Source organism: Fibrobacter sp. UWR3 (genome assembly GCF_900143055.1).
Taxonomy (GTDB): Bacteria; Fibrobacterota; Fibrobacteria; order Fibrobacterales; family Fibrobacteraceae; genus Fibrobacter.
The window spans coordinates 60,977-79,483 of sequence record NZ_FRCW01000007.1; the positions used below are offsets into that span (position 1 = coordinate 60,977).

Genomic DNA, 18,507 nt, shown 5'->3' on the forward strand with positions numbered 1-18,507 from the left:
ATATGCATAAATAGGCGATAACACAATGCCATCGACAGGAGGTCTTTTATGGCGACAATTCACATCGACGACTCGAAACCTTTCCCGTGTTTCCCGGCGGAGCCGAACAACAAGCGCGAAACCTTTGCGGATTTCTGCAAGCGGCAGGAGACGGGACTCAACATCGTCAGCGACGAGATGGAACAGGAGAAAAGGGAGCAGGCGGAAATGCAGGAGCTCATGAAAAAGAGCTGCGAACGCAAGAAGGCGCTGTTCTACGACAACCTGGACTTGATTCTGCGGCATCGTGACGAAATCCGTGGAACCCCGCGGTACGCGAATATCGATGTGCAATACGCAATCAAGGGTGGCGGGCTTTATGTGGGACACCTGTCCGCTGTAAGGCATTTTAACTTCGCCGGCACCCTCGTCAGCATCGGCCTCAAGCTTTCCTCGCTCCTCGAAATCTGGGACAACGAACAGTTCAAGGTGGAATGCAAGTGCGGCGACACGGCGGTCATCCGCTCGTTTTCGGGTTCGCCCCTTTCGGGAGGATCGATGGCGACTGCGGTTTGCCCCAAGTGCAAGAAGGAAATTCACGTCAAGAACCGTAGCTTTGGCGGTTACTGTGGCCTGATGCATACAGGGCACGACAGGGATATCGAAAAGGTCGTGAAGAGTATTATCGCCAAGTGGACCCTCGCCGAGGTCGCATACGGAAAGAATGCCGCCGAAGGGAAAGACGCGAAATGGCGAAAAGCGGGTCGCGAATTGCATGACGACGGTGAACCCTGCAACCTTGAAACCATGATCAACGAACTGAAGCTGAAGGAATTCCAGCTTGCTTCACGATGATGAAATATAAGGAGGATAAAATGGAACAATGCAAAATCAAACCGTGGAATATCCGCAAATTGCACTTTGCAATCGACCAGTTGCAGGGTGCCGGGAAACGCAGGGACCGGAGGGAGATGCACCACGAGCTGGATGCCATGACGCACCTGCTCTGTGAATCGCACAAGATGACCTTGCCCGACTATGGCCAGGCGGGCGGAGCGCCTGTTTCGGGCAACGGGATGAACATGGCGATGTTTACCGTCAAGAAGGGAAAGTTCCCGCAAGAGATTGAAATGCAGGAGAATTTCTTCCCGTGCAGGCTTGTCGAAGGTGAACACGGCGATTGCCTTGTTTGTATTGTCGCCTCGGCGGAAATCGCCAAGACGTTGGCAGCGAGATTGGAGGTGGATGGCTACATCTTCATGGAACGCGCGGCCGCCCGTTCGCCTGAATTCTCGCAGTATTCCAAGACGACGGATGACACCGGCTATTACTATCTAGTCCAGGTGAATTCGAGCCTTCCGCTTCAGGAACCGTCGGCGGTATTCGATGCCATCGCCCAGATCGATGCGCTTGTGGATGGGCTGGACGAAAAAACGCGGAAAATGCTTTCTGAAGAGAACGTGGATGAATTTTTGGAATTCCGGAAACGTGCGTACTATATGCACAATGGCCTCGGAAAAAACGAAACCTACGAGGCAGCACTTGAGTGGCTCAAGGTACAGCAGTTCGCGTTGGTGGAGTTGCCTGAATCGGAAAAGAAGCTTACCCCGATGTTCAACCTTACCCGTTTTGAACTCTGCATGAACCATCTGGGGTACGCCGTAAAGAAGATTGCGGGGGATTGCCGTTACGTTGTATTCAATACGCCTAATTCGGCGACCTTCGAGCAGAACATGCAAACGGTTGCGGAACGCATGCACGCCGTAAAAATCCAGATGTCGCCGGAAGAAAGTCTGCCTTCGATTGCGGAAAGCCTCCGCGACGAGGTCCTCTGCTACGACAAGGAAAAATACTACAGCGTAGAAGCCCTGAACGAGAAGGAGTATTTCCCTATAAATGCGAGCGCTCCGAAGCGGTTGGGGAGCTTTATGCGGGCCGTGTACTATTGGGGCGCTGCCCTCAGCCCTGTCCTGGACTTGAAATGATTTTTTTGCGGCAATTAAAGAAAAACCGCAAAATATGCAAAAATAATTCCTAGAAGGATGTGAACGGTATTTTGCGCCGGCCTTCTATGACGAAAATGGAATTTTAACCATGAACGTCATTGATTTCTTGATGGAACCGAAGATTTGACTAAAATTGACGAAATTTGCATAAAATCAGCAATTTTACACTTTTTCGGTGGGGAAAGTGCGCTTTTATTGCACTAATTCGGTTGAAAAAGTGCGTCAAAGTGTTGACAATTCGGTCGGAAAAGTGTAGTTTTTGGACATGTTCAAGAGAAAAATCCTTAAAGAATTTGAAAATTGGAAGATCTCGGGGGGCAAAAAGAAGGCCCTGGTTGTCAAGGGAATGCGTCAAATCGGCAAGACATCCAGCGTCCTGGAATTCGCCCGCAGCAACTACGAGAGCGTCGTCTATATCAACTTTAAGGAAAATGAAAATGCGAAGAAGGTCTTCGACAACGACCTGAACGTGAGCAGGATTACCATAGACCTGTCAGCACTCTTTCCCAACGCTCATTTTGTCGAAAACAAGACTGTCATCATCTTCGATGAAATTCAGGAATGTGCAAACGCCCGCGCAAGCATCAAGCCTTTTATGGAAGACGGTCGCTACGATGTCATCTGTACTGGATCCCTGCTTGGTATTAAGGGGTACAACCGTAAAAAGGGAAAAGGCGTCCCGACTGGCTTTGAAAGAATAATTTATATGAAACCCATGGACTTCGAGGAATTTCTGTGGGCAAAGGGCATAGGCGAAAACGTCATCGCATACCTGAAGGACTGCTACGAGAAAAAAGAACCCGTAAGCGAGGCGACGCATAACGCCATGCTCCGCTATTTCAAGGAATACCTTTGCGTGGGTGGCCTCCCTTATGTCGTTTCTCGATTTGTCGAGACGAACGACATGAACGTTGTTTGGCAGGAACAGCAGGACATTCTTGAAGAATATAAGGACGATTTCGGCAAACACCTTGACGAGAATGAAAACGAGGAAATTGACCGCACGCTTCTTGGCCGCATCAATCGCGTCTTTGATTCAATTCCCGCCCAACTCGCGAAGGAAAACAACAAATTCGTTTATTCGCAACTAGAAAAGAAGGGTCGTTCCGAAAATTACCAAACCGCAATCCAATGGCTCTACGACTGCGGCATAATCAACATTTGCCACAACCTGACCAACATCGCAGAACCTCTTGACGGCTACAAAATCGAAAACACCTTTAAAATTTATGTGCAGGATTCCGGCCTGTTTGTCGCCATGCTGGAACGCGGCACCGCGGCCAAGATTCTAAGCGGCGATCTGGGATTCTATAAAGGTGCCATCTACGAGAACATCATCGCAGATTGTTTCTCTAAACAAGGTCGCAAACTATTCTACTTCCGCAAAGAATCCGGGCTAGAAATTGACTTTGTAGAAAATGTCGGCGGCGAACTCGCCATTATTGAAGTCAAGGCAACAACGGGACGCTCCAAGTCGGCAAAGACCGTTCTGAGTAACGACAACTACGCAGCCAAGGTTTGCTACAAGCTTTCCGAAAACAACATAGGTGTTGCGGGCAAGATGGTTACACTGCCATACTACATGGCAATGTTTTTGGAGTGAAAAATCGAAAGAAAATCCTTCGGCATCCTGTCGCAAAGCCAAACCTTGTTATTGCCGATATAGAACTGGATGCCCGCCTTTTGTGCTGCCTCGGTATCTATTTTCAAGATGACCGGATTGCCATCGCGGCGTTTACCAACACGAGTAGCAGTGTCAACATCAGCAGAAAGATGAACATATTGTCGTTGCATCGGCTTTAAGCCATCATGAAGAATCTGCGATAAAGCCTTGTGCGCTGTTCCATGGTATAGAACGGCAGGGGGAATCCCTGGTTCCTTCTTTATAATTTGAGGAACAGAGTGACCATAAAGTGCCCGAATTTTGTCCCCAACAATTTCGTGGCGTTTCTTTTCGGAAGTAGTGATAATTTGTTCTAAGTCTGCTTGCGTGACCTCGCATTCATACGTTCCGGATTCATTCAGGGCATGGAGTAACTGTGCTATCGGAACAAAACCCTGCTCGTCAAGTTCCAACTCGTATTCCCACGGAGCGTGCCGAAGTGCATAGGAAATTTCTTTGGAAAGGTCAACTAGATTCATTTTGCCAGCTCCACTTTTTCGAGTTCGTCAGCCATATACCTCTTTTTCAGCATCTTTCCGTTCTCGTCGGCTAGCATGTAATAATAATATTGGTCGTTATAGTGCCAGAGATACTGCTTGACAACAGCATAGAGATCCTTTTTTATCACCCTTACTTTTTCATTAGGTAAAAAAGATGGTGCCGGGCGCTCTTCTAAAACGCTTTTGAGGGTCGGAAGAATTCTAGAACTATTTCTGTAACACAATACCACAGAATCTTCTTTTTCTTCAATACATTGAAGGGTTTCCCAACCGCGAATAAACCACTGGTCGCGAGCGATGGGGTCAAGTATTCCGCTTCGGTCTTTAATCCAAAACCATTTGTTTAAGTAATCTGTCATTTGGATTTTCCTCCGATATAGTTCTTGTGAAACACGCCTTTAGGCAATCTAGCAAAAATCTCGGCAGCTTTTTCTAAAGATTTAGGATTGGGCTTAAAATGGCCGCTCCTGTCATCAAAAGAATAGATTTTTCCGCCACGAATATCTAGCATTCCTGCACATTGTACCTTGGGGTTCTTGCCTCCTATCAAGGTCGGGTGGGGCGTAGGCGCATCGCTGGAGTTTGTCCCGTTGCCGTTCCTTTTCCCGACAATGATTTTGTCGTTCATATCTATGGCGTATGTGAACAAACCATTGGTGTTTTTGTTGCCTATATAGTTTCCATGAATCAGGTCACGAATATCCTTTGCTGTTGGATTTTTAGGGTACACTCCATTCTGAACAATACCTCTTGAAACGTCGCTCTTGTGCATATCAGGCATTACGCCGTATGAAGGGGCGAACGGTTGAGAACTTCCTCTTGTTCCATGATAGCCCCCTTTATTTCCGCTACCCATATCACCCCCCTTTTTTTCTTGCAATCCAATTTGGATAGTTATGGAATTCCGCATATTTCAAATACGTTCCAAAGACTTTTTCTGGCATGGCTCCATGGACAAGAACAATCTTGGGCGTGAGCGCTCGTAGGCATGCATCAAGTCCGGCTTCAAAATGATATTTGTCTTCTTTTGTCTTTATGCATCCGTAGGTGCTGATGACGATAATACTGTCGTGAGGGATTCCTGCAAATGCAATCGGTTCAGGCAACACGTCTGTCGTGTAAGTGTCGCGGCTGCCCCAGCGAACAAGTGCAAAAACGTCTATGCCTTGAGTTTGCCAATAATGGCTGATTGCATTCTTCTTGTAAACGTTTGCTATTTGCACGGTTAAGGGAGCATCCCTGTAAAGTGAACAATCGGGCGAAATAACCACAGGAAACTTTTTGAGTTCTTTAGCATAGGCTTGGGGATTTCTCAGGACGTCGGCAAACATCGGGTCCATTTCGAAGAATCCGATACCCTCGCTATCCGTCGGAGCCTCGTTTCTGCGGCTAAACGGCGTAATTCCGCCAGGGATAAAGATTCTTTTGGGTTTGTCAATGACAGGAATCTCGAAAATGCCCTCAAAACGGGCGCTTTTTACTAGTTCAGGCTGAAAACCGTCATCAATAGCTGCTTTGGCTCTTTTGTTTTTAGACATATCTGTCTCCTTGTTAATTCTTCAGAGACAAATCTGCCTTTTGAGGTATAAAAATGCTTTTCGCAGCGCGAAAGGAAATTTTGCGAATTTCGCCATTTTTAATGTAAGTCATGCTGAAAAATGGCGTTTTTGGGTTATTTTCTTTTCGCCGTGCGAAAGAAATATTTTTAAGAGCAATTCGTAGACTAGGAATACGCCTAATACATATCCTTACCACTTATTGGTTCGAAATGATTTTGGATTAGAAACCGATTCGCTCTATCTATGTCAAAACGATAATTATTCCGAAGAATGAACATATACATCTGGTGACAAGGATCGTAATCGTCCAAGCAATAGTTCCCCGCCTTCAACAACTGCATTGAAGAAAGATAGGGAATGTCTAAACCTATACAAATAGCAATGATACTTTCCAAAGATGGCTTGTACCGGCAGTACTTATCTGATTTGATTTTCGTAAAAATCGTCGGGCTTAATTCTGTTTTTTCTTGAAAACGACTGGAATTCCATTTTTTTATTTGGAATAATTCTTGTAATCTATCTTTAAAATCCAATTTTTGAGTGCAAGAAAGATTTTTGAGATCAGCACATTCCTTCAACCACAGGTCTTGCAAGGCCTGCTCCTGGTCGGGTTTATGTATTGATTCCTTCTGCTGCATCTTATACTATTTTAGTCAGTTAAATTCCAAAAGGCTGAAAAAAGGCTCATCTTTTTTTGAATTATAAAATCGAATCTTTTAAACAAACATCCTTTAACCTGTCGAGCAATTTGCCCGACAAACTTGATTAAAAACACGATGTCATTTACCCTATGGTCTTATGTTTCGCTCCTTTGGCCCAAGGCCAGTTTATCTCCGCTCTACCTTGAAAGTAGCCCTTTTTCTTCACCATTCAAACTACACGTCTCGCTAATAAATTAGTTGCTTCAGCACCTGTAATAAAAATATTTTTACACTCTATTTCCAAATGCGTTTTGGTCTCATCTTTTCTGACACTGAATAATACAATCCGCTATTTCCGTCTATTTTCATTTTGTCGCAACTTCAGCATGCCTATGCTTTTTTATGAATAAAAAAGGCGTGGTGTCGAATGCACATACACTACTGAGGCTCTGGTAAACCTATCCACAATATGTGCAAACGACCCACGCCCAAATTGAGCGAAGATTCTTTTTCATTGTGGATATTCTTGATTCGCCTAAAGCAAACGACCAGATTTTCAGTAGTGGAATCAGAAATCTCTTCAGTCTATGTCAAAATCAAACTATTTGATGATGTTTAGTGTCCTCCAAAATATGGATTGATCTTAATCTTATTTCAAAAAACCATATGAATACACTTGGGGTTGAATTTTTTCAGATAGCGTTTTGTAAGCTTTTTCAAAGTGCTCAAAGTTAGTTGGAACAGTATTGCCAGATCCATTTTGAGCATTGAGAGCCTTGCATATTTGATACCACCCCACATCGGCACGATTCAATTTGAATTCGTCACGGATTTTGTGGTTGAACTGTTGCTTGAAATATTCTTGCCAAATTTTGCGACCTTCGTCAAGAACAGTTTGGGCTTCAACACTAAACGTTTTTCCTCTCATGTAACGAACCATAAAGTCGCTTTCGAAGCGACTGGACGCTCCAACCTCAGAGGCGGAGAAAGGAATAAAGTGATTGATTATATTCCACTTGCGGTTATTCCATTCAAGATTATTGGCGCTTGCGGTGAGATTTGAACCATTGAAGAGCATATAAATCAAGCAATCGTTCTTGAATTCTTCGGAAAGGTCTGCGTTGGGTTGAAGGAATTGATCTCTATCATTAATCCAAGTATGAGGAATTACTTTTCTTACAGTAAAAACAACAGATACCTGCCATAAATTATTTTCTGTAACATATATTCCATGTCCTCCATTAAACCCCGAAGAGAAAAGTGCTGTTCTAGTGGGAGCCTGTTGCATATCATTGCTGTTGCACCAAAAATACGCAATTGCATTATCACACCATTGTGTCCCGCGCAAATCTTTCGTTGCTGTTCCCGGTGTCACTGCATTTTTTAGAGGAATACACAATTCCTTGTTGGGCTTTAGACGTTTAATCCATTTGGTAAGATAAGTATCAACGGGAATATTATAAAATGACTTACTTCCAACAGCATTAACATTTTTGTCAAGAATCTCACAGCTTATTTCAGAGGGGAACTCTGTCGGCTTATTCATAGTTTTCCAAATCAAAAAGCCTATTGGAAATTCTCCTTTCAAACCCTCAAAGGACTTGCAATGAACAATAAATCCACCTAAATATTTCGCATTCCATTGAATTCTAAATTTTTCCATTGTTTGTGCATTTATGTGTTTCAATGTACTAAACATCGCCAATGTTGCATTAGGAATTTCTTTTGAAATCCTTGCTACGAACTGCGTGTATAATTCATTACTCGCCTTGCCGAATTCATCCATTCCTTTTCTAGCAAATTTTGTATCAGCAACGCCAATCTTACTAGCATCGGTACCCACGCCATTTACCGCATTATCAGAACTTGTCGCCTCTGCATACGGTGGATTTATCAGCACCAACAACTTTTTCTTACCTTCGTTCGCATCGTGGATCACATCGCGTAGGCTCTGCGGAATTTTATCTGTTAGGTTGTAATCAATTTTACCATCATTCGTAATATCATCGTTTAGGTAGTCGTACTGAAAACGTTCTGCTTCCACGCAGATCTTGGCAGATTTCATGATATTCACATCTTCTTCGTCAAGTGTGCTCATAAAAAGATGGCGGTGGTTGCTATGCTTGGCCTCGAGGTTTCCTACTCCACAGCACATATCCCACACATAGTAATTTTTCTGCCAGTTTGCACCAAGCGTTTTTTCAAGCAAGTCGTAAGCCTTGTCAACCACTGGCAGAGGAGTGTAGTATGCTCCCTTGAAAGTTCTCTCTTCAACAGGAATCAAGCTATCGCGACGTTCTAATAAGTACGTTCGGTGTTTTTCTTCTGGCGGCCTATGGTATATCGTCCAAAAGTGGCTATAACCATCTGTAGATCCCAACTCATAAAGTTTTCCGTTTAAACTAAATACAGGATTATTCCCCTTATGCAACAGCTCTGCAGAAAGATGTTGATGGGTGCTAACCGTGCCATCACTCATAATGTCAGCATAAAAGAATTCGGCGTAGTTCTCAGGGGATGCTCCGACAATTTCTTTCCCGACCATCTCAACCCATTTGTCAAACACCTGTTTCAAATTGTCGGGAGTAATCTGCGTGCGAATGATTTCGCCTTTATCAATGGCATTGCGGAAAGTGTCAATAAATTCTTGTTCGTGCGTTTCGATATTGAAGCTCACAAAATGCGTGCCAATGTACTGGCTCACCATATCGAGTGCATCGCGGGTGACATCGCTTGCCGACTTACCCCACATGCTTTTCATTTTTTTATTTTGCAGAAGTGGAAGTGCCACATCGGTTTTCATAATAGCCGCTTTCACGCTATCAACCACACAAAGAAATGGCGGAATATATTCTCCATCATCCAAGGCCTTGTGAATGTAAAAAAGCAACTGCGTAAACATTTCGTAGAGGGACTTCTTGGAGCCAAACTTGGCCTCGAACCAAACCTCGCGCGTCTGGATGTCGATGAGGTTACGTTGCACGCCTTTAAGGTGCAATGCCTTGATGTACTCGGCTTTCACGTCTTCTTCGGACGAGGCTTTCTGCAGTCTTTCGAACAGGCTCATTTTAACTCCTTGTATAAAAGTCCACTCGACTCTTACTCAGGAGCACAAAAACTTTAGCCAAAACAAAAAAAAGGCGTGGAGTCGCAGCGCTTACCGAACCTGCGGGCTACCACACCCTACCATACAATAAGCACAAACGACCCACGCCCAATATGGGCGTGAGCGTTCGTCTTACTCTCGTATGGATTGAAAGTGGTAGTTTCAGGTTCGAGAATAAGAGACGAATCTCAAAAATTCCGGTCGCTCCGCACCATTCGGTGAGAGCTATGTCAATCTCAAAATAGCATATATTTGCGACAAATATATCTGCATCCGCAATTTTTTGAAAAATTTCGCGTTTTTCTCTTGACGACAGTTTGTAATTAGTGTATATTTGTGCAGTAGTTCCTGTTTTTTCTTGCTTGTAAACAGAGGTGTATGATATGAATAAGCGAAATGCAGTCGTGCAAAAGAGCGGTTCGCCCGCACCCGAAAGGACACAATTTTCCCTGATAGACGAAGAGTTGCTGAAATTGCGTGTTTACGCGATTCGCGGGTTTGATATCAAAATTTTTGATATCAAATCGGGACGGAACAAGAAAACTGCCTTACGCCTTTACGGAACAAGGCATCAAGTAGCTTCATCCTATTCAATTTTTTAAGTATTTATTGACAAGTAATAAAAAGTAATATATATTTATTATGTACAATGTTTTAATGTCAAGAAGAGTCTCTAGGGCCGTTTCAACGATGCCAATAGCGCAACAAGAAAAACTTGCTTTGCTTGTTGATGACATTAAGCTGAATGGACCCGTTAGGACAAATTGGCCGAATTACGGGATTCTAGCAGGAACGTCGACTCACCATTGTCACCTTTCCCACAAATGGGTGGCATGTTGGATTGAAACAGAAAAAGGTATAACAGTTGAGGTAACATATGCTGGCAGTCGTGGAAGCGCCCCCTATGCAGAACACTGATGAACCCGTGTCGTTCAGAGTTTCGGGCAAGAACATCCCGAAGCCCGTCATCGCCTTTTTGGACGCTCTTTTTCCTGATTCCGTCCGTATCGATGAAGACGATGATGCGCTTGAGCCGGTGGAAGAATTGGGTTGGTACAAAAAAGCGAAGAAGAGGATGAACCCCGCAAAAGCGTTGAAAATAATGCGGGTAAATGCGGGGCTTACCCAGGCGCAATTGGCCAAAAAGGTTGGTCTCGCAAAACAGAATTACAATTCGCTTGAACGTGGCGCCAGACCCATTTCTATGCTCATGTCAAAGAAATTAGCCGATGCCCTCGGGACATCTTATTTGATGTTTTTCCGCGAAAATAAAAGCAAGTTATAGTCTGTCGTAATCCAGCTAATTTCATTCTCTCGTCGTTACAGGATATACGTGCCTGATTTCTTGCTTGTGCGGAGAGCGCCCTTTATACGTACTTTCGATTCGATATTCATCAAACGAATTGCGTTGGGGCAAACATTCCATTTCGGCGAGTTCAAGTAGCGCTTTAAGCCAAGTGGTTGCGCAAGTGCACGCGATGCCGTTCATTTCCCAGCGGATTAAAGGTGGATGGGCGGCGTCGGGACTTGAACCATTTCCCCAACTTGCATCATGTTTCCAGTATGTGAGTTTGCCGATTTGTTCCGTTAGCGTTTCTGGGATTTCCTCAAATACGATATACCCTTCACCAAATCTGCCGGGATGCCCTGAACAGCAATAACGAGTCCTGCAACCATCCATGCTGTTAAGCCGCATAATGGTATCCGCCAGTGCCGTATCAATGGCTCTGTAACCGTCCTTGTGCAGAAAATCAAGTTCCTGAACGTTTATCGGGGTTTCACTGATATAGCGACGCTTTTCAAAGTTTACGAAAGTTATATCAGACTGTAACATGTTGCGGATTTTCGGGCTCTCCATATCCCTAACGAATGTAATTTCTGTCTTTTTCATATTCGATTCCTGCTGAATATCTAAAAATATCTTTTATATGCGGCAAATATTGTCGTTTGTCGCTCTAGCGTTTTTTTTGGGGGGGGTGGCTTTATGCGTCATTAGTTGTCGCATTCTCAATCTATATTAAGAGTGTTAAAAAAAATGTCGCGGGGTGCTTTACGTTTTTGACTTTCGCGACGATATATAGGTGAGGATTGTATGAAGAAGAATTATTTTAAGGGTGTACTGGGCTCGCTCAAGGCCGGCCGCTATGACAAGAAGATTACACACGACTTCGTGACGCTCAAGAGTTACGAGTACTGGATCCGCATGATGCGCGCCTCCAAGAGCATGCCGGATGCGGATGACTGCATCGCGATTTTCACGAAGGAGGCCGCCTCGCGCGTGCTGAAGGACCTCTCGGAGCATTTCGAGAAGCTCAATGCCGAAGAGGACTGCATTACCGGTGCCGCCAAGAAGCGGTTCGTGAAGGAAGTGAACGGGAGTTACGCCGGAAAGAGGCTCCGCTGCGACGAAAGCAGCGAGGAGACGAGCGTTGCTTACCAGAGGCGCCAAATGGCGGTTGTGCGCTTTAACGATGTAATCGACAGGTCGTGTTCCGTCAAGGAGATTGCCGATTTCGTGCGCAACTACCTGTGCGGCGAGGGCATTTTCGACACCTCCTCGCAGAAGGTGTTTTACGAGAGCGTCGCCCGCGAGCTCGAGAAGGTTCTTGCGGAGAATTGCAGCGTGGACGACGGATATTTCCGCCGCCTGAACATTGTGCAGAACGCGTTCAACCTGAGCGACGCCGAGATGGAAATCGTGCTGTTCTCGTGGATTTTCTTCAACAAGGAGCAGTGCAGTTCGCTCCTGGACATGATTGGTTCACGCAGGTTCCGCGGGGCGGCGCTCCCGGATGTTTTCCCGCAGCTTTATCCGGATGTGGATTTCGAGAACCTGGTCTCGAACAAGGGGACTCTCAAGCAGATGGGTATCCTGGACGAAGACCTCGATATTTCCAAGCGAATCGGGATGTTCCTGGACGGGCATTCGGGCAATGACCTGGACAGCCTCTACTTCAGGGTTTACGAGGGCGGCTGCGTGCCGTACAAGAAACTCTGCCGCAAGGACCCGAAGGTGGAAATGGCTTTCGACATGATCAAGCACGCGAAGGTGGGCGAGGGTCTGAACATTTTCTTCTACGGGGTCGAGGGTACCGGCAAGACTGAACTCGCGAAGGCGATTGCGAAGGAACTCAAGCGCCCGCTGGTGCTCACCAACATCAGCACTGAGGGCGTGCATCGCGACAGCAAGGAAAACTCGGTGGTGCGTAGCCGCATGGGGAGTATCCTGTATGCCGCCACCAAGTACCAGAAGAAGAAGGCGATTCTCCTGGTGGATGAATCCGACGTGATTCTCAACTGCTGCGAGAAGGGAGCGCTGAACTTCTTCCTGGAACAGATCAAGATTCCGGTCATCTGGATTTCGAACAACATTGGCTATATCGAGAATAGCACGCTGCGCAGGTTCGACTATTCCGTGCGATTCGAACGCCCCGATGTCGAAAAGCGCGAACAGGTGTGGCAGTCCGTGGTGAGCGAACAGGGTGCAGGCGCGATTATCTCGGAAGAGGAACTGAAGCGCTTTGCTTCGGAGTTCCAGATTACGGCGGGCGGCATTACGCAGGCGATTGCGGGCACCAAGAAGTTGCTGGAGTCGGGCTGCAAGGTGGACCCGCTGGAGAGCATTCGCACCATCGCGGAGGCGCAGGCGAACCTGCTGAACCTCGACATGGAATACGCGAGCCGCGACAAGGAAAGCCGTGCGCCGCGCTACCTGCTCGATGCCATCAACACCGACGCGGACATGCCGAAAATCCTGAAGGTGATGAGCGCGTTTGACGCGAAATGGAAGGACATGCAGAAGGGCGACCGCGCCGATAGCCTGAACATGCTCCTGTACGGGGCGCCCGGTACCGGCAAGACGGAATTCGCGAAGCATATTGCCCGCACTCTCGACCGCAAGCTAATAATCAAGAAGGCGAGCGACCTGCTGAACTGCTACGTAGGCGAGACCGAGAAGGCAATCCGCAAGATGTTCAAGGAAGCGGAAGAGAAGAAGGCGATTCTATTCCTGGACGAGGCGGACAGCATGATTCGCGACCGCAGCGGAGCCGCCCGCAACTGGGAGGTGACGCAGGTGAACGAGATGCTCACGCAGATGGAGAACTTCAAGGGGATCTTCATCGCGGCGACGAACTTTGAGGGGGAACTCGATACGGCGTCCCGCAGGCGCTTTGCGCTGAAGGTGAAGTTCGGCTACCTGAAGCCCGAAGGCATCGAGGCCCTGTGGAAGGGATTCTTCCCGAAGGTCGAAATGCCCGAGGCGGCGCGTGGCCTGCGCATGCTCACTCCGGGCGACTTCAACGCTGCATACGCATCGCTCCGTTTTTACGACGAGAGCGAACTCACCGCGGAAGCAGTCCTCAATGCGCTCAAGTCGGAGCTTGCCTACAAGGATAGCCGCGAAGGACGCACGATGGGGCTGTAGTTAATCGGTGCAAAAAAAACGACTGTATTTGTCGCAAAAGAGAACTATTTTTCCCTAAATAGTTCTTTTTGTTTATATTTAGGGAGAGTATATCCAGGAGGCATTATGGCGGAGATGACCCGCGGCGAAAGAACTGTGCAGCTTTTTGCGAAGGTGATTTCGAACCCCGACAAGAAATTCACCGTGAGCGACCTGATGGCATCCTTCAACATTCCCGACGAGGAAAGGCGCAACGTGCAGCGCGACATGCGTTTTTTGTCGGAGATGGATGGCGGCCGCTACATCGCCTGCGAAACCGAGGGCCGCACGGCGGTCTACCGTTCTGCGCTCCACAACGCGGAACGCCTGCTGTTCCCGAACTTTGAGAACACCATGCTGCATTTCATATTCCTGAAGCGCATCGCGAATATATACCCTGCGACAAGCGAAATCATCACGCAGCTCCTGGAACGTATCGAGAAAAGCCTGCCTACCCGCGAGCAGAAATCGCTCCGGCAGCTCGGTGACGACCTGAATACGAAAATACTTTTCATGGGGACTCCGCCCGATATCGAGGAGGATGCGAGCGAAAAGATCCGCACCATCTTGCAGGCGATTCACGACCACCGCAAAATTGACGTGGTCTACCGCGATGGCGGCGATTCCGAGAAGCAGTCGACGCGCATCCCGCTGATGGTCATTATTTACGAGGACGAACTCTATGTGGGTTGCCAGTCCGAAAAGCATGCGGGCGACACGTATACGCTCAAGTTCAGGCGCATGAAGAGCGTGAAACTCTCGAAGCAGACGTTTGTCGAAGACCCGAAGATTGTGGACAAGTTGCGCCGGCAGGTGACATCGGGCGCGGCGTTTTTGAGCGGGCAGGAACCGAAACTCCAAGATATCGAAATCGAGTTCGAGAGCCGGGCTCGCCTCTACCTAGAAGAAAACCCGTTCAACCGCTCCATGAAAATCGGCAAGACGAAGGACGGGAAAATCAACGTGAGGCTCAAGGCCGAGGTAAACCAGCTCCTGTTCAACTGGGTCGTGTCTTTCTCGAACGTGGCGCACGTAAAAAAGCCTGCCGCATTGCGCAGCAGACTCAAGGAATTCGCGGAATACCTGACGGAAACCTACGGCTAGGGCAATACAAATATTTTAGCCGAGGAGGTTTGCATGAAAGAAATTATTCCTTTCAATCTTCAGCACTTGAAGCTGGTTGTTCACGAGTGTATCGAAGAAAAGGGCCCGAATTGCGACCTGAACTTTATAAATGTCTCGTACCTTGAGGATCTGAGCGGCGTTTTCTCGTATCCGAACCACAGGTTCAACGGGGATATTTCCAGGTGGAACGTCTCGCACGTGACGAACATGTCGAACTTGTTCTACGGTTCCGACTTTAACGGCGATATAAGCAAGTGGGACGTCTCGAATGTGGAGGACATGTCGGGCATGTTTGCCAGGTCCCGCTTTGAAGGCGATATTGCGTGCTGGGACGTTTCACATGTAGAAAGCATGTCCTCGATGTTTGCCGATTCCGTCTTTAACGGTGACATTTCGCAATGGGATGTGTCCAGTGTTTATAACATGTCGGTAATGTTCAGTGGTTCCAGGTTCAATGGCGATATAAGCAAGTGGAATGTGTCGAAGGTGAAGGACATGTATTCGATGTTCGCCTGTTCGCAGTTCAATGGCGACATCAGCCGCTGGGACGTGTCCGCCGTAACCCTCATGGCGCAGATGTTTGAATGCTCGGAATTCAACGGCGACATTTCGGGCTGGAAGATTGCTAAAGGCGCTGCATTGGACCACATGTTCGCACAATCCATGTTCCGTGGCGACATAAGTGGGTGGGGCCTTTCGGAGGCGAACTCCGTGATAGGAATGTTCGACGGCTCCGTCCTGGATTTGGCGGAGGAACGGCCCGAGTGGTACGAGAAACTTGATGGATCAAGGAGAGCCGCTGAGGTGGCGAATAACACAAAAATGGACCCGGACTTAAAAGAAAAACTTGACAAGTGCTTTTTTGGCGAGTAAAAGGAATAAACATGCCCAAACTTTTCACTAAATCTGCTTTTAACCATGCCGTAGAATGCCCGATGCGCGCATATTATTACCGTAACAGCAAGGATTATGCCTACCATTATGAAGGGCCGGATGGCATTGCCGAAGTCGGTGATCAGTTCGGCGCTCTTGCCTGTATTTACGAGGGCGTCCCTAGCGAGAATATCATTCAAAGGGGAGGGGCAAATCCGATTGAGGCGCAGGCGAAGTCGATTGCGGATACGCTTGAGCTTTTGAAGAAAGAAAATGTAGATATCGGTGAAGCGGCCTTTGCGACAGATAAGTTCCTTGTCTATGTGGACATCCTTCACAAGCGAGGCGACAAACTTAAAATAATTGAAGTCAAGTCCAAGTGCATTGGTGCAGATGAATCGCCATTTGGCAAAAATGGAAATATTCCTTCTGATTATCTTAAGAAAATTTTGGATGTGACCTTCCAGAAATATGTAATTCAGCAATTTATCAAGACTCATAGTGAATTCTCGCATCTCAAAGTGAGTGCCAGTCTGATGCTTGCAAATTCCGATGCTGTGAGCGACGTTGATTCACTAAGCTCCCTTTTGCAAATAAAATTCCTTGAAGGCGGTCATCGCGAAATAGAATGCGCTCCTGATATTCGCGAAAAATTGAAGGGAAAAGCACGTATTAACCGTATTATTGATGTCGATGAAGTCAGCGACAAGATTATCGCGGATGAAATCCCGAACATTGCAAAAAAATATTTTGACGGCTGTTTTGTAAAATTCGTTGAAAAAGTTGCGGATATGTATGTCAACAACCGCAAGGATTATTGCAATTGCCGCTTTAGTGATAAATGCTTCAAGTGCCCGTTCTATGTCAAGTATGAAAAGAGAGATGACGGAACCATAGCAAAATGCAAAGAAGATGAACAAAAGCAGAATGGCCGTGCCGAATGTTTCCAGAACCTGTTTGGGGTTGATATAGCCGGGAAGGCTCTAATTAATGAAACTAAAGGCGGAATCGGAAATGGCGGCTTGCCCACAAGTCTTAAGAATGGCGCTTGGCTTGAAAAAAAGAAATTCCTTCTGTCCGATATTGACGAAAACGAATACGTTCCTGCCGCAAATGCGACGCCCGAGGCCTTCCAAAAACGCACTGAATTATCGGATGATGACCTCCGCTACTTGCATGTGCACAGCACAAAGACGGGGTGTAACGAACCGACATTCCTGAAAGAGGCCGCAAAGAAAATCAAGTGGAAGTATCCGCTCCATTTTATTGATTTCGAAACATACTTGGGTGCTGTTCCGCTATTCAAGGGAAATCATCCCAATGAAGAAATTGCCTACCAGTTCTCGCACCATATCGCTTATGAAGATGGTACTTATAAGCATGCTGGGGAATATATTTCGCTTGAGCCTGGTAAATTCCCGAATTTTGAATTCATTCGTGAATTGAAACGTCAATTGGAAAAAGACGATGGCGATATTTTCCGCTATGCTGATCACGAAAATAACATTCTCAATGCAATTCGATTGCAGCTGATGGATTCGAATGAATCGGACAAAGAGGAACTGATACGGTTTATTGAGGGCATTTCACACCCGCCAAAAAATAGTGAGCACCCTTACGTACCAACGCGTCGGGATATGATAGACCTTAAGGTGCTTACCCAGAAATATTTTTATCATCCGAGCATGGGTTCATCAAATTCTATTAAGCAAGTGATGCCTGCTATTCTGCATAGCGATCCGTTTTTCCGTGAAAAGTACGGCGACGACATGGATCCCTATCACAATTTGCCTTCTCTAGAGGAATTTGCTGCCGGAGTTAACAAGGACGAATTCCCTGCCGACTTTGACGATTCGGATGTCTGGAATGCCGATAAGCAAATCAATAAAGGTGGAATTAGCAAGCTGGACTATGTGCTGCTGCAGGCGGGTCGCTTTAACAAGCTGCACACGGAAGCCATTCGCAGGGCGTCTCTTGAATACTGCAAACTGGACACGCTATCCATGGTCCGCATTTGGGAATATTTTAGGATTTCGACGAAGTAAAGCTGTTTTATTTTTTCGCTTCTTTTCGAAGTTCTTGCAGCCTTTTCTTGATTTTGGCTGCCTTGGGATGATTATTCTCCATAATATTCAAGATACGCAACTTTTTTCCAATGAGATTCTTTTCGATAGACAACAGTTTTTTCGTTGATTCTTCCGATTTTGTTTTATAGCCAGTATAGAAGAATTCAACTACCAATTTATCAATAAAATCATTGGTTTTGTCCTTGTCATATTGATCTTTTGCGATAACGCTGGACAAACTTTTTCGCAAAGTGGAAAGGAATCCATTCTCGACTCTCTTTTTTGTATGCTTGTCATTGACATGCCAGTTGAGCCGTTGTCTGAGGGATGTTCTAGCAATACCGACATATATACAATATAAATCGTCCTCTTTTTCTATATCATCTTTGACATTAGAAAAAGTCTCGCCTAATCCTTTTAGCAAATCATTCAATTCGCTCTTCTTAGCCCACCATTTGTAATATCCGGGTCGAGTTTCAATTTCAAGCAATTTAGGGGACCTACCTTGCTCCGTGGGTCTTAATTCTTTTGCCTTGATTTTCATA

Annotated in this window: 17 protein-coding genes; 9 read left to right on the plus strand and 8 right to left on the minus strand. The window is 46.4% G+C overall.

What is annotated here, in order from left to right; translation table 11 throughout:
* Positions 1-48: 48 nt before the first annotated feature.
* The 3 genes from BUA44_RS10245 to BUA44_RS10255 all read left to right on the plus strand — a co-directional run bounded on the left by BUA44_RS10245 (position 49) and on the right by BUA44_RS10255 (position 3,588).
* Positions 49-834 (plus strand): hypothetical protein, encoded by a 786-nt coding sequence (locus tag BUA44_RS10245; RefSeq protein ID WP_072811649.1) that lies wholly within the window; start codon positions 49-51, stop codon positions 832-834.
* A gap of 20 nt (positions 835-854) precedes the next feature.
* The gene (locus BUA44_RS10250) at positions 855-1,964 is read left to right on the plus strand and encodes a hypothetical protein (protein WP_141398309.1); all 1,110 of its coding nucleotides are present in this window, start codon (positions 855-857) and stop codon (positions 1,962-1,964) included.
* A 286-nt stretch (positions 1,965-2,250) separates the two neighbouring features.
* Complete coding sequence (locus BUA44_RS10255) at positions 2,251-3,588, plus strand: ATP-binding protein (RefSeq protein WP_072811861.1); 1,338 nt, start codon at positions 2,251-2,253, stop codon at positions 3,586-3,588.
* Here the strand turns inward: BUA44_RS10255 and BUA44_RS10260 are convergent.
* From BUA44_RS10260 to BUA44_RS10285, 6 genes are all read right to left on the minus strand, one after another.
* Entirely contained in the window at positions 3,564-4,127 is a 564-nt protein-coding gene (locus tag BUA44_RS10260) for an RNA 2'-phosphotransferase (protein WP_072811653.1), read from the minus strand. The two genes, BUA44_RS10255 and BUA44_RS10260, sit on opposite strands and share 25 nt — an antisense overlap.
* Positions 4,124-4,507, minus strand: coding sequence for a hypothetical protein (locus BUA44_RS10265; protein WP_072811655.1), 384 nt, complete (start codon positions 4,505-4,507; stop codon positions 4,124-4,126). Before BUA44_RS10265 ends, BUA44_RS10260 begins: the two co-directional genes overlap by 4 nt.
* Positions 4,504-5,004, minus strand: coding sequence for a hypothetical protein (locus tag BUA44_RS10270; RefSeq protein WP_141398310.1), 501 nt, complete (start codon positions 5,002-5,004; stop codon positions 4,504-4,506). Before BUA44_RS10270 ends, BUA44_RS10265 begins: the two co-directional genes overlap by 4 nt.
* A 1-nt stretch (position 5,005) precedes the next feature.
* Positions 5,006-5,686 (minus strand): DUF4417 domain-containing protein, encoded by a 681-nt coding sequence (locus BUA44_RS10275; protein ID WP_072811660.1) that lies wholly within the window; start codon positions 5,684-5,686, stop codon positions 5,006-5,008.
* Positions 5,687-5,883: 197 nt separating this feature from the next.
* Entirely contained in the window at positions 5,884-6,345 is a 462-nt protein-coding gene (locus tag BUA44_RS10280; protein ID WP_072811662.1) for a hypothetical protein, read from the minus strand.
* Between the two features lie 652 nt (positions 6,346-6,997).
* Positions 6,998-9,415: a hypothetical protein gene (locus BUA44_RS10285; RefSeq protein ID WP_072811665.1), complete on the minus strand. Its 2,418-nt coding sequence runs from the start codon at positions 9,413-9,415 to the stop codon at positions 6,998-7,000.
* Positions 9,416-9,837: 422 nt separating this feature from the next.
* Between BUA44_RS10285 and BUA44_RS15710 the strand changes: the two genes are divergently transcribed.
* Together BUA44_RS15710 and BUA44_RS15820 are read left to right on the plus strand one after the other, a co-directional pair.
* Positions 9,838-10,056 carry a hypothetical protein gene (locus BUA44_RS15710; RefSeq protein ID WP_097035998.1) on the plus strand — a complete coding sequence of 73 codons (219 nt, stop codon included), beginning with the start codon at positions 9,838-9,840 and terminating at the stop codon, positions 10,054-10,056.
* Between the two features lie 302 nt (positions 10,057-10,358).
* Positions 10,359-10,739, plus strand: coding sequence for a helix-turn-helix transcriptional regulator (locus tag BUA44_RS15820; protein WP_072811669.1), 381 nt, complete (start codon positions 10,359-10,361; stop codon positions 10,737-10,739).
* A 21-nt stretch (positions 10,740-10,760) separates the two neighbouring features.
* Here BUA44_RS15820 and BUA44_RS10300 read toward each other — a convergent pair whose 3' ends face one another.
* A complete protein-coding gene (locus BUA44_RS10300; protein WP_072811671.1) occupies positions 10,761-11,345 on the minus strand; it encodes a hypothetical protein in 585 nt (194 codons plus the stop codon).
* A gap of 201 nt (positions 11,346-11,546) precedes the next feature.
* Between BUA44_RS10300 and BUA44_RS10305 the strand changes: the two genes are divergently transcribed.
* The 4 genes from BUA44_RS10305 (at position 11,547) to BUA44_RS10320 (ending at position 17,941) form a co-directional block, all read left to right on the plus strand.
* Positions 11,547-13,880 carry an AAA family ATPase gene (locus tag BUA44_RS10305; protein WP_072811672.1) on the plus strand — a complete coding sequence of 778 codons (2,334 nt, stop codon included), beginning with the start codon at positions 11,547-11,549 and terminating at the stop codon, positions 13,878-13,880.
* A gap of 105 nt (positions 13,881-13,985) precedes the next feature.
* Positions 13,986-15,002 (plus strand): helix-turn-helix transcriptional regulator, encoded by a 1,017-nt coding sequence (locus BUA44_RS10310; protein ID WP_072811674.1) that lies wholly within the window; start codon positions 13,986-13,988, stop codon positions 15,000-15,002.
* A 33-nt stretch (positions 15,003-15,035) separates the two neighbouring features.
* The gene (locus tag BUA44_RS10315; protein ID WP_083579583.1) at positions 15,036-15,896 is read left to right on the plus strand and encodes a BspA family leucine-rich repeat surface protein; all 861 of its coding nucleotides are present in this window, start codon (positions 15,036-15,038) and stop codon (positions 15,894-15,896) included.
* Between the two features lie 11 nt (positions 15,897-15,907).
* Positions 15,908-17,941 carry a DUF2779 domain-containing protein gene (locus BUA44_RS10320; RefSeq protein ID WP_072811679.1) on the plus strand — a complete coding sequence of 678 codons (2,034 nt, stop codon included), beginning with the start codon at positions 15,908-15,910 and terminating at the stop codon, positions 17,939-17,941.
* 7 nt (positions 17,942-17,948) lie between these two features.
* Here the strand turns inward: BUA44_RS10320 and BUA44_RS10325 are convergent, their stop codons facing one another.
* The gene (locus tag BUA44_RS10325) at positions 17,949-18,506 is read right to left on the minus strand and encodes a GIY-YIG nuclease family protein (RefSeq protein ID WP_072811865.1); all 558 of its coding nucleotides are present in this window, start codon (positions 18,504-18,506) and stop codon (positions 17,949-17,951) included.
* Position 18,507 lies beyond the last annotated feature (1 nt).

Excerpts from the sequence above, each read along its gene's own strand:
- BUA44_RS10245 (WP_072811649.1), top strand. The coding sequence starts at position 49 with ATGGCGACAATTCACATCGACGACTCGAAACCTTTCCCGTGTTTCCCG.
- BUA44_RS10310 (WP_072811674.1), top strand. The coding sequence starts at position 13,986 with ATGGCGGAGATGACCCGCGGCGAAAGAACTGTGCAGCTTTTTGCGAAG.
- BUA44_RS10280 (WP_072811662.1), bottom strand. The coding sequence starts at position 6,345 with ATGCAGCAGAAGGAATCAATACATAAACCCGACCAGGAGCAGGCCTTG.
- BUA44_RS10305 (WP_072811672.1), top strand. The coding sequence starts at position 11,547 with ATGAAGAAGAATTATTTTAAGGGTGTACTGGGCTCGCTCAAGGCCGGC.
- BUA44_RS10250 (WP_141398309.1), top strand. The coding sequence starts at position 855 with ATGGAACAATGCAAAATCAAACCGTGGAATATCCGCAAATTGCACTTT.
- BUA44_RS10315 (WP_083579583.1), top strand. The coding sequence starts at position 15,036 with ATGAAAGAAATTATTCCTTTCAATCTTCAGCACTTGAAGCTGGTTGTT.
- BUA44_RS10270 (WP_141398310.1), bottom strand. The coding sequence starts at position 5,004 with ATGGGTAGCGGAAATAAAGGGGGCTATCATGGAACAAGAGGAAGTTCT.
- BUA44_RS10285 (WP_072811665.1), bottom strand. The coding sequence starts at position 9,415 with ATGAGCCTGTTCGAAAGACTGCAGAAAGCCTCGTCCGAAGAAGACGTG.
- BUA44_RS10320 (WP_072811679.1), top strand. The coding sequence starts at position 15,908 with ATGCCCAAACTTTTCACTAAATCTGCTTTTAACCATGCCGTAGAATGC.
- BUA44_RS10265 (WP_072811655.1), bottom strand. The coding sequence starts at position 4,507 with ATGACAGATTACTTAAACAAATGGTTTTGGATTAAAGACCGAAGCGGA.
- BUA44_RS15710 (WP_097035998.1), top strand. The coding sequence starts at position 9,838 with ATGAATAAGCGAAATGCAGTCGTGCAAAAGAGCGGTTCGCCCGCACCC.
- BUA44_RS10255 (WP_072811861.1), top strand. The coding sequence starts at position 2,251 with ATGTTCAAGAGAAAAATCCTTAAAGAATTTGAAAATTGGAAGATCTCG.
- BUA44_RS10275 (WP_072811660.1), bottom strand. The coding sequence starts at position 5,686 with ATGTCTAAAAACAAAAGAGCCAAAGCAGCTATTGATGACGGTTTTCAG.
- BUA44_RS10325 (WP_072811865.1), bottom strand. The coding sequence starts at position 18,506 with ATGAAAATCAAGGCAAAAGAATTAAGACCCACGGAGCAAGGTAGGTCC.
- BUA44_RS10300 (WP_072811671.1), bottom strand. The coding sequence starts at position 11,345 with ATGAAAAAGACAGAAATTACATTCGTTAGGGATATGGAGAGCCCGAAA.
- BUA44_RS15820 (WP_072811669.1), top strand. The coding sequence starts at position 10,359 with ATGCAGAACACTGATGAACCCGTGTCGTTCAGAGTTTCGGGCAAGAAC.
- BUA44_RS10260 (WP_072811653.1), bottom strand. The coding sequence starts at position 4,127 with ATGAATCTAGTTGACCTTTCCAAAGAAATTTCCTATGCACTTCGGCAC.